General features: G+C 50.7%; 15 protein-coding genes and 1 other annotated feature. Of the genes, 3 read left to right on the top strand and 12 right to left on the bottom strand.

What is annotated here, in order from left to right; all coding sequences use genetic code 11:
• Positions 1-67 precede the first annotated feature (67 nt).
• Positions 68-844 (top strand): peroxide stress protein YaaA, encoded by a 777-nt coding sequence (yaaA, locus tag HEM79_RS03790; RefSeq protein ID WP_016159424.1) that lies wholly within the window; start codon positions 68-70, stop codon positions 842-844.
• A 163-nt stretch (positions 845-1,007) separates the two neighbouring features.
• Here yaaA and HEM79_RS03795 read toward each other — a convergent pair whose 3' ends face one another.
• From HEM79_RS03795 to yjjY, 7 genes are all read right to left on the bottom strand, one after another.
• Positions 1,008-1,331: a DUF2502 domain-containing protein gene (locus HEM79_RS03795; RefSeq protein WP_176241819.1), complete on the bottom strand. Its 324-nt coding sequence runs from the start codon at positions 1,329-1,331 to the stop codon at positions 1,008-1,010.
• 213 nt (positions 1,332-1,544) lie between these two features.
• Positions 1,545-2,831: a threonine synthase gene (gene thrC / locus HEM79_RS03800; RefSeq protein ID WP_176241820.1), complete on the bottom strand. Its 1,287-nt coding sequence runs from the start codon at positions 2,829-2,831 to the stop codon at positions 1,545-1,547.
• Positions 2,832-3,764, bottom strand: coding sequence for a homoserine kinase (thrB, locus tag HEM79_RS03805; RefSeq protein ID WP_176241821.1), 933 nt, complete (start codon positions 3,762-3,764; stop codon positions 2,832-2,834). It abuts the gene before it with no gap.
• Between the two features lies 1 nt (position 3,765).
• Positions 3,766-6,228, bottom strand: coding sequence for a bifunctional aspartate kinase/homoserine dehydrogenase I (gene thrA / locus HEM79_RS03810; protein ID WP_176241822.1), 2,463 nt, complete (start codon positions 6,226-6,228; stop codon positions 3,766-3,768).
• A gap of 25 nt (positions 6,229-6,253) precedes the next feature.
• Positions 6,254-6,373: a sequence feature (Thr leader region), on the bottom strand.
• Positions 6,309-6,374, bottom strand: a complete 66-nt coding sequence (gene thrL / locus HEM79_RS03815) for a thr operon leader peptide (RefSeq protein ID WP_001386572.1) — start codon at positions 6,372-6,374, stop codon at positions 6,309-6,311. Its footprint overlaps the feature before it by 65 nt.
• A 213-nt stretch (positions 6,375-6,587) precedes the next feature.
• Entirely contained in the window at positions 6,588-7,274 is a 687-nt protein-coding gene (locus HEM79_RS03820) for a tRNA/rRNA methyltransferase (protein ID WP_176241823.1), read from the bottom strand.
• 399 nt (positions 7,275-7,673) lie between these two features.
• A complete protein-coding gene (gene yjjY / locus HEM79_RS03825; protein ID WP_001303782.1) occupies positions 7,674-7,814 on the bottom strand; it encodes a YjjY family protein in 141 nt (46 codons plus the stop codon).
• Positions 7,815-7,909: 95 nt separating this feature from the next.
• On the opposite strand from yjjY, the gene arcA reads away from it, so the two are divergent.
• Entirely contained in the window at positions 7,910-8,626 is a 717-nt protein-coding gene (gene arcA, locus HEM79_RS03830) for a two-component system response regulator ArcA (RefSeq protein WP_001194358.1), read from the top strand.
• Between the two features lie 56 nt (positions 8,627-8,682).
• Here the strand turns inward: arcA and creD are convergent, their stop codons facing one another.
• From creD to creA, 4 genes are read right to left on the bottom strand one after another with little or no spacing between them, the layout of a single operon-like run.
• On the bottom strand, positions 8,683-10,035 hold the full coding sequence (gene creD / locus HEM79_RS03835; protein ID WP_176241824.1) for a cell envelope integrity protein CreD: 1,353 nt from the start codon (positions 10,033-10,035) through the stop codon (positions 8,683-8,685).
• 57 nt (positions 10,036-10,092) lie between these two features.
• On the bottom strand, positions 10,093-11,517 hold the full coding sequence (gene creC, locus HEM79_RS03840; RefSeq protein WP_176241825.1) for a two-component system sensor histidine kinase CreC: 1,425 nt from the start codon (positions 11,515-11,517) through the stop codon (positions 10,093-10,095).
• Positions 11,517-12,206 carry a two-component system response regulator CreB gene (gene creB, locus HEM79_RS03845; protein WP_176241826.1) on the bottom strand — a complete coding sequence of 230 codons (690 nt, stop codon included), beginning with the start codon at positions 12,204-12,206 and terminating at the stop codon, positions 11,517-11,519. Before creB ends, creC begins: the two co-directional genes overlap by 1 nt.
• A gap of 12 nt (positions 12,207-12,218) precedes the next feature.
• Entirely contained in the window at positions 12,219-12,692 is a 474-nt protein-coding gene (gene creA, locus HEM79_RS03850; protein ID WP_000875485.1) for a protein CreA, read from the bottom strand.
• Between the two features lie 211 nt (positions 12,693-12,903).
• On the opposite strand from creA, the gene robA reads away from it, so the two are divergent.
• Entirely contained in the window at positions 12,904-13,773 is an 870-nt protein-coding gene (gene robA / locus HEM79_RS03855; protein ID WP_000371672.1) for an MDR efflux pump AcrAB transcriptional activator RobA, read from the top strand.
• Here robA and gpmB read toward each other — a convergent pair.
• The gene (gene gpmB / locus HEM79_RS03860) at positions 13,770-14,417 is read right to left on the bottom strand and encodes a 2,3-diphosphoglycerate-dependent phosphoglycerate mutase GpmB (protein WP_000942335.1); all 648 of its coding nucleotides are present in this window, start codon (positions 14,415-14,417) and stop codon (positions 13,770-13,772) included. The genes robA and gpmB overlap by 4 nt on opposite strands.
• Between the last annotated feature and the right edge of the window lie 19 nt (positions 14,418-14,436).

Here is a 14,436-nt window from a genome sequence, read left to right on the forward strand (position 1 = left end):
ACAACTATCGATCAATTCATCCGCTTTTTTTGCTACAGTCGCTGTAAATTTCCTGCAAGGACTGGATATGCTGATTCTGATTTCACCTGCGAAAACGCTTGATTATCAAAGCCCGTTGGCTACCACGCGCTATACGTTGCCGGAGCTGTTAGACAACTCTCAGCAGCTTATTCACGAAGCGCGGAAGCTGACGCCCCCGCAGATTAGCACGCTGATGCGCATCAGCGACAAACTGGCGGGTATCAACGCCGCTCGCTTTCATGACTGGCAGCCAGATTTCACGCCAGAAAATGCCCGACAGGCGATTCTGGCGTTCAAAGGCGATGTCTACACCGGTTTACAGGCCGAAACCTTCAGTGAAGACGATTTCGCTTTTGCCCAGCAGCATTTGCGTATGCTTTCCGGTTTGTATGGCGTACTGCGCCCGCTCGATTTAATGCAGCCATATCGTCTGGAGATGGGTATCCGTCTTGAAAACGCCCGGGGCAAAGATCTGTACCAATTCTGGGGTGATGTGATCACCAACAAGCTGAACGAGGCACTTGAAGCGCAAGGCGATCAGGTAGTGATTAACCTGGCGTCAGATGAGTATTTTAAATCGGTGAAACCGAAGAAACTGAATGCTGAGATTATCAAGCCGGTGTTCCTCGATGAGAAGAATGGTAAGTTTAAGGTTATTAGCTTCTACGCTAAGAAAGCGCGTGGCCTGATGAGTCGTTTTATTATTGAAAATCGCCTGACCAAACCAGAGCAACTGACTGGTTTTAATAGTGAAGGTTACTTCTTCGATGAAGCCAGTTCCAGCAATGGCGAACTGGTGTTTAAACGCTACGAACTGCGTTAAGTTTGTGGTAAATGCCGGATGCGGCGTAAACGCCTTATCCGGTCTACAAAACATGTAGATTCAATATATTGTAGAGATCACGTAGGCCTGATAAGCGTAGCGCATCAGGCAATTTGGCGTTTGTCATCAGTCTCAAATGCCGGAGGTCATCCGGCATTTATATTTACCGATGGTGCCTGTCCGGACCTGGACGATGATCGCCGCCGTGATCGTGTCGATGATCTCCACGGTGATCATTTCGATGATCATTATACCAATTATGACGCGGCGATCCGTGTGGGTGCCAGCGATTGTCTCGCCATTCATAATTTCGATACCACCAGTCACGGTCACGCCAGTAACCGCCATCCCAGTAATAACCACGGTGGTCGCGATCGCCAATCTGTAATTTCACTGATGGTACTAGCATTATTTCCCCAGCCTGCGCTGCCATAGGAGCGACCAGAATCAGGGAAAGTGCGAGCAGGATAGGTTGCATCTTTTTCACAGGTGACTCCTTTTATCATTGCCAGTTATGGGCCGATATGAGGAGCTTACGGTAAAAGAATCCCCGTTGTCATTCTCTACAATTGAAAGAGCTAAGTTACCGCATTTATTGAAAATTTCTCCTTTTTTTCTGTCGATTTTTCTCATATTTTCTCCATAAAAAAGCCGAACTGCATAAACGCAAGCCCGGCCATTTTCAGGAAATTAATGGATACTACTTATGATTCATCATCAGCTTGCGCAACGCGGCAAAATCGGCGGGCAGATTATGAGAAAGCAGTGGTAATTCAGCTCGTTCTGCCAGCTCTTTTGGCAGCGCCAGCGATTCACCGAGAATCGCTTCCACACTCTCTTTAAACTTCGCCGGATGTGCGGTGCCGAGGAACAGACCATATTCGCCTGGATTCAACTGGTCACGCAGCGCACGGTAAGCCACAGCAGCGTGCGGTTCTGAGGTATAGCCCAGCTCTTTTAACTCGCGCATCGTCTGTTGCGTGGTTTCATCATCCACCGCTGCATAACCCAGCTCTTTCAGTTGCCAGACTTTCCGGCGGAACAACTCTTCCACACGCGGCCAGTTATTCGGCTGGCTAACATCCATAGCATTGGATAACGTCGCCTGGGTGGCTTTTGGCGACCACTGCCCGTCGTGCAGGAAACGCGGCACTGTATCGTTCACGTTAGTGGCAGCGATAAAACGCTTCACCGGCAGACCGAGTGATTTCGCCAGCAGACCTGCCGTCAAATCGCCGAAGTTACCGCTCGGCACCGAGACAACCAGCTGGTTGCGCGCTTCCTGCGGCAACTGCGCCACAGCTTCAAAGTAGTAGCAAATTTGTGCCAGCAAGCGGCTGATGTTAATGGAGTTAGCGGAGTTTAACCCCAGCGCCACTTTCAGTTCTTCATCATCAAACGCCTGCTTCACCAGAGCCTGACAGGCATCGAAATCGCCGTCGATGGCAACGGTTTCAATATTGCCGCCCAGCGTACAGAACAGCTTTTCTTGCAGGGGACTGATTTTGCCGCGTGGATAGAGGATAACCACTTTTACATTCGGTAAACCGTAGAAAGCGTGAGCCACTGCCGCCCCGGTATCGCCGGAGGTTGCAGTCAGAATGGTCACTGGCTTATCGCCCGCAATATGGGTCAGCATTTGCGCCATAAAGCGACCACCGAAATCTTTAAATGCCAGCGTTGGCCCGTGGAACAGTTCCAGACAACCGACATCGCTTTCAACTTTGGCAACCGGAGCCGGAAAGGCAAACGCCGCGCGAACACGCTCTTCCAGTGCATCCTGCGGGATCTCATCCCCAATAAACGCCGAAAGGATCTTCGCGCTACGGGTGACGAAATCCAGTTTCAGCATCTCATCAATTTCGGTCAGGCCGAATTCCGGCAGCTCGTGCGGAAAAAACAGCCCCTGATTTTTGCCCAACCCCTGCGTTACGGCTTGCGCAAAGCTGACCTGCTCGTTGTGATCTTTCAGATTGTAGAGTTTCATTTATTTTTCCAGTACTCGTGCGCCCGCCGTATCCAGCCGGCAAATATGAACAAAACCTTCCTGATTTTGCAGGTAGTTCTTACCCAACCAGTCGGCAACGCGCTGGGCGGTATCCGGCTTGTCACACAAAGCGAACAAGGTCGGACCGGAGCCAGAGATACCGCTCGCTACCGCGCCGATTTCCGCAACCGCCTGCCGCGCCTGCCTGAAACCTGGCAATAAACGTTCACGGTAGGGTTCAGCGATAACATCTTTCATCAACTTCGCGGCAAGCTCAGGCTGACGGGAATAGCAGGCATGAATGAAGCCCGCCAGATGTCGCCCGTGCGCAATGCAATCCTGGCGGCGATACTGCGCCGGTAATATCGCTCGAGCTTCTGCTGTCGAGACTTTAATCCCCGGATACGCCAGCACCCACAGCCACTCATCAAACCCCGGCACTTGCTGGCTGATGATGCCATTTTCTTCGATCATCAACTGCATACCACCAAGAAAGCACGGTGCCACGTTGTCGTAATGAATGCTGCCAGAGATACGCCCTTCCAGCTCGCCCATCAAGGCCAGTAAGCGGGTATCATTGAGCGGCTTGCCGCAGTGTTCATTCATTGCTACCAGTGCCGCGACCACCGAACAGGCGCTGGAACCTAAGCCAGAACCGATCGGCATATTCTTTTCCAGGGTCATCGCCACTGGAATTTGCTTGCCCAACTCCTGGCAAAAACGCTCCCAGCACTGATAAACGATATTTTCTCGTGGCTCTGACGGTAGCTTGTCGGCAAACCGCCCAAGGTTGTTGAGACTGAATGTCTCTGCCGCATCAACAGTCACTACATCTCCGAGCAATGCACCATCAACAGGCGTTACCGCCGCGCCAAGCACATCAAACCCGACGCTCATATTGGCACTGGAAGCCGGAGCATAAACTTTAACCATGTCAGACTCCTAACTTCCATGAGAGGGTGCGTAGCAGATCGGCAAAGACACCGGCAGCCGTAACGTCATTTCCCGCGCCGTATCCGCGCAGAACCAACGGCAGCGGCTGGTAATAGTGGCTATAGAAGGCCAGGGCATTTTCGCCATTTTTCACTTTGAACAGCGGATCGTTGCCATCCACTTCAGCAATTTTCACGCGGCAGACGCCATCTTCATCAATATTGCCAACATAGCGCAAAACTTTGCCCTCATCTCGAGCCTTCGCCACGCGCGCGGCAAAGAGATCGTCGAGCTGTGACAGATTCGCCATAAAAGCTGCAACATCACCCTCTGCGTTAAACTCTGCGGGCAGCACAGGTTCGATCTCGATATCCGCCAGCTCCAGTTCGCGTCCGGTTTCACGGGCGAGAATCAACAGTTTGCGCGCCACATCCATACCAGAAAGATCATCACGCGGATCCGGTTCGGTATAACCCATTTCGCGCGCCAGCGTGGTCGCCTCGGAGAAACTCATGCCTTCGTCTAACTTGCCGAAGATGTAAGAAAGCGAACCAGAAAGAATGCCGGAGAATTTCATCAACTCATCACCTGCGTTGAGCAGGTTTTGCAGATTCTCAATGACCGGTAATCCCGCACCGACGTTGGTGTCATAGAGGAATTTACGTCGCGATTTTTCCGCCGCATAACGCAACTGGTGGTAGTAATCCATCGATGAGGTGTTGGCCTTTTTGTTTGGCGTAACAACGTGGAAACCTTCGCGCAGGAAGTCGGCATATTGATCCGCTACCGCCTGGCTGGAGGTGCAGTCAACAATGACCGGGTTCAGCAGATGATATTCTTTCACCAGGCGAATTAAGCGCCCAAGGTTGAACGGCTCTTTAGCTTGCGCCAGTTCTTCCTGCCAGTTTTCCAGGTTAAGACCATGCACATTGGTCAGCAACGCCTTCGAATTGGCAACGCCACAGACTCGTAAATCAATATGTTTGTTCTTCAGCCAGCTTTGCTGACGCTTCAGTTGCTCCAGCAGCGCGCCGCCAACGCCACCAACGCCAATCACAAACACTTCGATAACCTGATCGGTATTGAACAGCATCTGGTGGGTAACGCGCACACCAGTGGTCGCATCATCGTTATTTACCACTACGGAGATTGAACGTTCAGAAGACCCTTGGGCAATGGCGACAATGTTGATATTAGCGCGAGCCAGCGCGGCAAAGAATTTCGCCGAGATCCCACGCAGCGTGCGCATACCATCGCCCACCACCGAGATAATAGCCAGCCGTTCCGTCACTGCCAGCGGCTCCAGTAAGCCTTCTTTCAGTTCAAGATAGAACTCTTCCTGCATTGCCCGTTCAGCGCGTGCGCAGTCGCTTTGTGGAACGCAGAAACTGATGCTGTATTCGGAAGACGATTGCGTAATCAGCACCACTGAAATGCGGGCGCGTGACATTGCTGCAAAGACGCGCGCCGCCATGCCGACCATCCCTTTCATTCCGGGACCAGAAACGCTGAACATCGCCATGTTATTCAGATTGGAAATACCCTTGACCGGTAATTCATCTTCATCACGGCTGGCACCAATGAGCGTCCCTGGCGCTTGTGGATTTCCGGTGTTTTTAATCAGGCAAGGGATCTGGAACTGAGCGATGGGGGTAATGGTGCGGGGGTGAAGAACTTTAGCGCCGAAATAGGAAAGCTCCATCGCTTCCTGATAGGACATCGACTTTAACAACCTCGCATCGGGCACCTGACGCGGGTCGCAGGTATAGACCCCGTCGACGTCCGTCCAGATTTCGCAACAATCGGCACGTAAACAGGCAGCCAGTACCGCAGCGGAGTAGTCGGAACCATTACGTCCCAGCACCACCAGTTCGCCTTTTTCATTACCGGCGGTGAAGCCTGCCATCAGCACCATGTGGTCAGCCGGAATGCGGCTTGCCGCAATACGGCGGGTGGATTCAGCAATATCGACGGTAGATTCGAGGTAATGACCGACTGCCAGCAGTTTTTCGACTGGATCGATAACGGTAACGTTGTGACCGCGCGCTTCCAGTACACCGGCCATAATGGCGATCGACATTTTTTCACCACGGCAGATCAACGCAGCGTTGATGCTGTCCGGGCACTGTCCCAACAGGCTGATACCATGCAGAACATGTTTGATTTGGGCAAATTCTTGATCGACGAAAGTTTTCAGTTGCGCCAGCGGAAAACCCGGCTGGGCGGCGGCGAGTCCCGTCAGAAGTTCGGCAAAAATACGTTCGGCATCGCTGATATTAGGCAAAGCATCCTGGCCGCTAATGGTTTTTTCAATCATCGCCACCAGATGGTTGGTTATTTTGGCGGGAGCAGAGAGGACTGTAGCCACCTGCCCCTGCCTGGCATTGCTTTCCAGAATATCGGCAACCCGCAGAAAACGTTCTGCATTTGCCACTGATGTACCGCCGAACTTCAACACTCGCATGGTTGTTACCTCGTTATCTTTGGTCGAAAAAAAAGCCCGCACTGTCAGGTGCGGGCTTTTTTCTGTGTTTCCTGTACGCGTCAGCCCGCACCGTTACCTGTGGTAATGGTGATGGTGGTGGTAATGGTGGTGCTGATGCGTTTCATGGATGTTGTGTACTCTGTAATTTTTATCTGTCTGTGCGCTATGCCTATATTGGTTAAAGTATTTAGTGACCTAAGTCAATAAAATTTTAATTTACTCACGGAAGGCAACCAGTTCATAAGCTGCTGGCAGGCACTCTTTTTTTAATCCACTCAGAGACAGATTTCCCGTTGCAGTCAGAATGAAAACCTAAAAACCACATGACGTGGCGTTTTTTATTTGGTGATATTTTTTTCAATATCATGCAACAAACGATGCAACATTGCGGTATCCCGTTGCTCTAAAAGCCCCAGACGTTGCTGTAACCAGTCGACCAGTTTTGTGTCATCTGCCACCGCTAACGTCGTTAACAACGACATGGCACGTTCGCGTAAAGCGCGCAGTTGATGTTGGTCTGCCGTTGCGTTACTTTTCGTCGGTTGTTGTATTAATGTTGCTAATTGATAGCAATAGACCATCACCGCCTGCCCCAGATTGAGCGAAGGGTAATCTGCCACCATTGGCACACCAGTAAGAATATCAGCCAGTGCCAGTTCCTCGTTGGTCAGCCCGGAATCTTCACGACCAAAGACCAGCGCCATGTGATTCATCCACGCCGATTTTTCTTCCAACAATGGCACCAGTTCCACCGGGGTCGCGTAGTAATGATATTTCGCCCGACTACGCGCTGTAGTGGCAACAGTGAAATCTACGTCATGTAACGATTCAGCCAGCGTCGGAAAAACTTTAATATTATCAATAATATCACCGGAACCATGCGCAACCCATCGGGTGGCTGGCTCCTGGTGTGCCTGACTATCGACAATCCGCAGTTCGCTAAAACCCATCGTTTTCATTGCCCGCGCTGCTGCCCCAATATTTTCTGCTCTGGCGGGTGCAACCAGAATAATCGTCAAACGCATGTTGCTACTCTTCTTGACCAAATAACCGCGAATAGAGTGATGAATGTCAACTTACTGCGCGGAGAGAATTTACAAAATATTAACGCAAGTCGCAGAAAAAGCCCTTTACTTAACTTAAAAAAAGCTAAACTATTTCTTGACTGTACTAACCGTTCAATTGTTAAAAAACGCTACATATCTTTCTGTTTACTTAGGATAATTTTATAAAAAATAAATCTCGACAATTGGATTCACCACGTTTATTAGTTGTAGGATGCAACTAGTTGGATTATTAAAATAATGTGACGAAAGCTAGCATTTAGATACGATGATTTCATCAAACTGTTAACGTGCTACAATTGAACTTGATATATGTCAACGAAGCGTAGTTTTATTGGGTGTCCGGCACGTCTTAGCCTGTTATGTCGCTGTTAAAATGGTTAGGATGACAGCCGTTTTTGACACTGTCGGGTCCTGAGGGAAAGTACCCACGACCAAGCTAATGATGTTGTTGACGTTGATGGAAAGTGCATCAAGAACGCAATTACGTACTTTAGTCATGTTACGCCGATCATGTTAATTTGCAGCATGTATCAGGCAGGTCAGGGACTTTTGTACTTCCTGTTTCGATTTAGTTGGCAATTTAGGTAGCAAACATGCAGACCCCGCACATTCTTATCGTTGAAGACGAGTTGGTAACACGCAACACGTTGAAAAGTATTTTCGAAGCGGAAGGCTATGATGTTTTCGAAGCGACAGATGGCGCGGAAATGCATCAGATCCTCTCTGAATATGACATCAACCTGGTGATCATGGATATCAATCTGCCGGGTAAGAACGGTCTTCTGTTAGCGCGTGAACTGCGCGAGCAGGCGAATGTTGCGTTGATGTTCCTGACTGGCCGTGACAACGAAGTCGATAAAATTCTCGGCCTCGAAATCGGTGCAGACGATTACATCACCAAACCGTTCAACCCGCGTGAACTGACTATCCGTGCACGCAACTTGCTGTCTCGTACCATGAATCTGGGTACTGTCAGCGAAGAACGTCGTAGCGTTGAAAGCTACAAGTTCAATGGTTGGGAACTGGACATCAACAGCCGTTCGTTGATCGGCCCTGATGGCGAGCAGTACAAACTGCCGCGCAGCGAGTTCCGCGCCATGCTTCACTTCTGTGAAAATCCAGGCAAAATTCAGTCTCGTGCTGAACTGCTGAAGAAAATGACCGGCCGTGAGCTGAAGCCGCACGACCGTACTGTAGACGTGACAATCCGTCGTATTCGTAAGCATTTCGAATCTACGCCGGATACGCCGGAAATCATCGCCACCATTCACGGTGAAGGTTATCGCTTCTGCGGTGATCTGGAAGATTAATCGGCTTACCACCGTCAAAAAAACGGCGCTTTTTAGCGCCGTTTTTATTTTCAACATTATTTCCAGATGCGTAACTCATCGTCCGTTGTGACTTCTTTACTGGTTTTCATTTTCGGCAGTGAAAACGCATACCAGTCGATATTACGTGTCACAAACATCATGCCTGCCAGCGCCACCACCAGCACACTGGTTCCCAACAACAGCGCGCTATCGGCAGAATTCAGCAGTCCCCACATCACGCCATCCAGCAATAACAGCGCGAAGGTAAACAACATGCTGTTCCGCCAACCTTTTAATACTGCCTGCAAGTAAATACCGTTCATTAACGCCCCAATCAGACTGGCGATTATCCAGGCCACGGTAAAACCGGTATGTTCAGAAAGCGCCAACAAGAGCAAATAAAACATCACCAATGACAGCCCTACCAGCAAATATTGCATCGGGTGTAAACGCTTTGCCGTTAATGTTTCAAAGACAAAGAAGGCCATAAAAGTTAGCGAGATCAGCAAAATGGCGTACTTGGTCGCCCGATCCGTTAATTGATACTGATCGGCTGGCGTAGTGACTGCGACGCTAAACGCCGGGAAATTTTCCCAGCCGCTATCATTGCCTGAAGCAAAACGCTCACCGAGATTATTAGCAAACCAGCTACTTTGCCATTGCGCCTGAAAACCGGATGCACTTATTTCCCGCTTCGCTGGCAAAAAATCGCCTAAAAAACTGGGGTGCGGCCAGTTGCTGGTTAAGGTCATCTCGCTATTACGTCCCGTCGGCACCACAGAAAAATCACCAGTACCGCTTAAATTAAGCGCCATATTCAGCTTCAGGTTCTGCTTCAGCCAGTCTCCTTCGGGTAAAGGGATATGCACGCCCTGCCCGCCTCGCTTTAACCCGGTGCCGGGTTCAATAGTCAGCGCAGTTCCGTTAAGTTCAGGCGCTTTCACCACGCCAATGCCACGCGCATCACCAACGCTAATCACGATAAACGGCTTGCCTAAGGTGATATTTGGCGCATTAAGTTCGCTAAGACGCGAAACGTCAAAATCGGCTTTCAGCGTTAAATCACTGTGCCAGACCTGGCCGGAATAAATCCCTATATTGCGTTCTTCCACATTCTGATTGCCATCAACCATCAATGACTCAGGTAACCAAAAACGGATAAAACTTCGTTTCCGCTCCACAGTTTTATCCTCTTCCTGCACCGTATAAAGCTCGGTCACAGGAATAGCGATAAGCGGCCCAACCAACTTTTGTGGCCCGCTGGTGCTTTGACGAATCGCATCTTCAACATCGCTACGGTAATCGGCACGTTCGACAATCACCTGCCTAATCAACATTAATGGAATTAACAACAGCAACACCGCGCCAAACAAAGTGGTCATTTTCCAGAACAGGGGGGATTTCAACATAGTCTTCTCCTTTGCAATGGCGGCAGTGTATGAAGGCTATGTGGGAAGAATTTGAAGTTATGTGAAGTGACGGTGAAGCCGAAGCGAGGCCAGCACACCGCCTTCCGGCATGTTGTGCAGCGTGACTTCGCCATTGAGCAAACGGGCAACTTCGCTGACAAACGCCAGCCCCAGCCCACTACTTTTTTGCCCATTTGCACGTGGTAAAGAGTAAAAGCGTTCAAAAATGCGCGACAGCGCGTAGTCAGGAATGCCACTGCCGGTATCCTGCACCTTAAGCGTGACTTGCTCCTGCTCTGCCACTGCACTAAGCGTTATGCAGCCATGATCGGGAGTGAAATCGATGGCGTTATCCAGTAAATTCCCCAGCGCCTGCTCCAGTAACGCAGGTTCAGCAGCAACGTTAGCCTCAATGGGCATAACATGCAGAGTGATATTTTTTTCTGCCAACTGCACGGTGCGCGCTTCGCTGATACGGTTAAATAATGCCGCTACGTCAACCGCAGAAAGAACCACTTCCTGGCGATTCTCCAGTCTTGCCTGACGTAATAACGTTTCCACCAGTGCCTGCATTCGCGCATTTTGCGTCAAAATATTATCGGTAAAGCGAGCCACTACTTCCGGCGGTGGGCCTTCACGTAAAATTTCCGCCGCGCCACGAATCGCCGCCAGTGGGCTTTTTAGCTCATGGGTTAATGCGTAAACATACTGCTCAATATAGTTTTTCCCTTCCAGCTTCACGCGCATACTTTCCAGCGCCTGCGCTAACTTACGCAGCTCGCTACTGCCGAGTTCAGGGAGAGGAACGGGTTTATTGTCGGTAACGGAATCAGCATAGCGGGTGAGCCGGGCAATAGAGCGGTTGATCCACCAAACCATTCCCGCGCCAATCACCAGCGCAATCCCCAACAAAATGGTACTCGCCCATAAAATTCGCCGCTCACTGCGTTTAATGACCGGCGCCATCGCTGCGTTCGGTTTGCCTACGCTCAAAACACCAATTAGCCGCGAGCCGTCCATAATCGGCGCGGCAACATACATTACAGAACTTTCGGGGTCGGCAGGATTTTGCAAAGTGCTACGCGCGCCATACTGACCACGCAACGTTAACCAGACATCATTCCAGCGGGAATAATCCTGCCCCACAGCTTTATTTGCCGAATCGAACAACACTTTGCCCTGCGCATCGGTCATATAGACATGGTATTCATTGCGCACTTTGTTAATGCCGCCGATATTGGCGCGAAACGGGCGATTTTGTAGCTGGTTAAACGCCTGTGCCAGTTGTCCATGCTCGGGGTCACCAGAGAGCAAATCGGGACGCGCCAGCTCCGCCAGCAACGTTGCGGTGTCGATCAGCGTCCCTTCCGTCGCCCTTCGCACGCCCGGTTTAACTTCTTTGACAAAAATTGCCAGTACGAACCAGGCCGCCACCGCCACCAGTAAAAAATAGCCCAGCAACAGGCGCATCCCGATGCGCATTACAGGCTCCTCAGACTGTATCCCATTCCGCGATGAGTATTAATCGGCGAAAGGTCGGGATTTATAGCGCGCAGTTTGGCGCGCAGCGTTTTGATGTGAGTATCGACGGTGCGATCGTAAGTGTCCTGTGCATCTTCCCAGACGCTATCCATCAATTGCTGGCGTGACCAGACGCGGCCTGGCGACTTGAGTAACGTCTTCAGCAATAAAAATTCGTACCGCGTCAGCGTTAATGGCGTGTCAAACCAGCTTATCTGCGCCGCAGGTTCATTCAGTTCAAAATGACCAATACGGATGACGGGAGACGGCGTAGAAAACTTCTTTACCCGACGCAGTAAGGTGCGCACTCTGGCGCACACTTCGCGGGGTGAAAATGGTTTAGCCACGTAGTCGTCAGCGCCAATCTCCAGCCCAAGCAGGCGATCCACCTCTTCACTACGGGCGGTCAGAAACAGCACGGGCAACGCAGGATGCAGCGCCAGCAACTGGCGACACAGTTCGAAACCGTTAATATCAGGCAGGCCGACATCGAGAATGATAACGTCAGGAACCTGCAGGCGCGCTTTATCCAGCGCCGGTAAGCCCCGTTCAAAGAACTCGACGGCAAAACCTTCCTGCTGCAACATGTAGACCAGCGTGTCGGCTATCCCTTGCTCGTCTTCCACTAACCAGACCGTTTCCCGTTGCATAAATCGCCTCTGTTATTGTCGCCACGGCATGACAGGAACGGCGCTGATGGCATTTTTCGGTGAACCATCGACAACTTTGTCGGAGTAAGCCAGGTAAGCGAGCGCGTTGCGTTTGGCGTCATAGAAACGCACGACCTGTAACGACTTAAAGACCAGAGAAGTCCGTTTTTTGAACACGACTTCGCCCTGAGCTTTGCCGTTTTTAATGCGATCCGACAGTTCAATCGGTCCTACCTGCTGGCAGGAAATGGCCGCATCGGAAGTATCTTCCGCCAGACCTAATCCTCCTTTAATACCGCCGGTTTTCGCCCGACTCACATAACAGGTGACGTTTTTCACATCGGGATCGTCAAAGGCTTCTACGACAATTTTGTGATCCGGGCCGATCATTTTAAATACGGTGTCGACCGAACCAATTTCTTCCGCATGAGCCAATGGCCCCAGCATTATCAGGCTTAAGGACAAGATCAAATGCTTGTATTTCATATTGTTACCATTTTTATAAGTTACACTGAGCAATTAGTTCGTCACGATAAATAACATATTGATTAAGAACAAAATCTCAATTCTTTTATCTCCGTCAAGACCTAAAACATACTCTGCTAAGAAAAAAACACTGAATGCTAAAACAGCAAAAAATGCTATTATCCAATTACCTGATGTCAGGTGCTCGTTGTTGAAAGGATGAGGATATTTTATGGATCAGGCCGGCATTATTCGCGACCTTTTAATCTGGCTGGAAGGTCATCTGGATCAGCCCCTGTCGCTCGACAATGTAGCGGCGAAAGCAGGTTATTCCAAGTGGCACTTACAGAGAATGTTTAAAGATGTCACTGGCCATGCTATTGGCGCGTATATTCGTGCTCGTCGTTTGTCGAAATCGGCGGTCGCACTACGCCTGACTGCGCGTCCGATTCTGGATATCGCGCTGCAATACCGCTTCGACTCCCAACAGACATTTACCCGCGCATTCAAGAAGCAGTTTGCCCAGACTCCCGCACTTTACCGCCGTTCTCCTGAATGGAGCGCCTTTGGTATTCGCCCGCCGCTGCGTCTGGGTGAATTTACCATGCCAGAGCACAAATTTGTCACCCTGGAAGATACGCCGCTGATTGGTGTTACCCAGAGCTACTCCTGCTCGCTGGAGCAAATCTCTGATTTCCGCCACGAAATGCGCTACCAGTTCTGGCATGATTTTCTCGGTAACTCGCCAACCATTCCGCCAGTGCTTTACGGTTTGAACGAAACGCGTCCAAGCCAGGATAAAGACGACGAGCAAGAAGTGTTTTACACCACGGCTCTGGCTCGGGACCAAGCCGACGGCTATGTACTGACCGGGCATCCGGTGCTGTTGCAGGGCGGCGACTATGTGATGTTTACCTACGAAGGTCTGGGAACCGGCGTGCAGGAGTTTATTCTGACGGTATACGGAACCTGTATGCCGATGCTCAACCTGACTCGCCGTAAAGGCCAGGATATTGAGCGATACTACCCGGCAGAAGATGCCAAAGCGGGAGATCGCCCAATTAATCTGCGCTGCGAGCTGCTTATTCCGATACGTCGTTAACGCTGTAGCTCGTCTAATGCAGGGGCGTCCAGATGCGAGATGTCCCCTGCAGTTTCAACGACCCAGCCAGATGCCAGCCACAGGCTTTCCTGATAATCCACGCGCGAAATAGAACAGTTACGCAGACGTAAGCGTCGTTCTGCCCATGCCGGTAAGCCCAGAATGGTACTCACCAGGCATCCCAGCGCGATACCGTGGCTCACCAGCAGCGGTCGACTTCCCGGTGGTAAATCCCGACAAGATTCCAGTGCTGCGTTAACGCGATCGCTAAGTTCCTGCATCGACTCGCCTTCAGGAATACGCCCGTCAACGGTGCCATTGACGAGCTGACGACGCCAGTTCTCTTCTTCTTCAGTCAAAGAGTCAATGTGTCTTTTCTCCAGCACGCCCATATTTAACTCACGCAAGCGGGAATCAAAGATGATGTCACAACCACAAGCCTGGGCGATGATTTCCGCCGTACGCCGGGTGCGGCCTAAATCACTACTGATAATATGCGTAATGCCAAGCTCTTTGGCACGGTTCGCCACCTGCATTGCCTGTTGCTCACCTTTTGCAGTCAGCGGGCTGTCAGACTGGCCCTGAATACGTCGCTCGGCGTTCCACTGGGTTTCACCGTGGCGGACAAGGTATACCTGTAACATGCTTTTTTTCCGTATACTG

The organism is Escherichia sp. 93.0816, assembly GCF_013368855.2.
GTDB classification, from domain to species: Bacteria; Pseudomonadota; Gammaproteobacteria; order Enterobacterales; family Enterobacteriaceae; genus Escherichia; species Escherichia ruysiae.

Excerpts from the sequence above, each read along its gene's own strand:
- yaaA (WP_016159424.1), top strand. The coding sequence starts at position 68 with ATGCTGATTCTGATTTCACCTGCGAAAACGCTTGATTATCAAAGCCCG.
- thrC (WP_176241820.1), bottom strand. The coding sequence starts at position 2,831 with ATGAAACTCTACAATCTGAAAGATCACAACGAGCAGGTCAGCTTTGCG.
- thrB (WP_176241821.1), bottom strand. The coding sequence starts at position 3,764 with ATGGTTAAAGTTTATGCTCCGGCTTCCAGTGCCAATATGAGCGTCGGG.
- thrA (WP_176241822.1), bottom strand. The coding sequence starts at position 6,228 with ATGCGAGTGTTGAAGTTCGGCGGTACATCAGTGGCAAATGCAGAACGT.
- HEM79_RS03820 (WP_176241823.1), bottom strand. The coding sequence starts at position 7,274 with ATGCGTTTGACGATTATTCTGGTTGCACCCGCCAGAGCAGAAAATATT.
- yjjY (WP_001303782.1), bottom strand. The coding sequence starts at position 7,814 with ATGACTAAAGTACGTAATTGCGTTCTTGATGCACTTTCCATCAACGTC.
- arcA (WP_001194358.1), top strand. The coding sequence starts at position 7,910 with ATGCAGACCCCGCACATTCTTATCGTTGAAGACGAGTTGGTAACACGC.
- creD (WP_176241824.1), bottom strand. The coding sequence starts at position 10,035 with ATGTTGAAATCCCCCCTGTTCTGGAAAATGACCACTTTGTTTGGCGCG.
- creC (WP_176241825.1), bottom strand. The coding sequence starts at position 11,517 with ATGCGCATCGGGATGCGCCTGTTGCTGGGCTATTTTTTACTGGTGGCG.
- creB (WP_176241826.1), bottom strand. The coding sequence starts at position 12,206 with ATGCAACGGGAAACGGTCTGGTTAGTGGAAGACGAGCAAGGGATAGCC.
- creA (WP_000875485.1), bottom strand. The coding sequence starts at position 12,692 with ATGAAATACAAGCATTTGATCTTGTCCTTAAGCCTGATAATGCTGGGG.
- robA (WP_000371672.1), top strand. The coding sequence starts at position 12,904 with ATGGATCAGGCCGGCATTATTCGCGACCTTTTAATCTGGCTGGAAGGT.
- gpmB (WP_000942335.1), bottom strand. The coding sequence starts at position 14,417 with ATGTTACAGGTATACCTTGTCCGCCACGGTGAAACCCAGTGGAACGCC.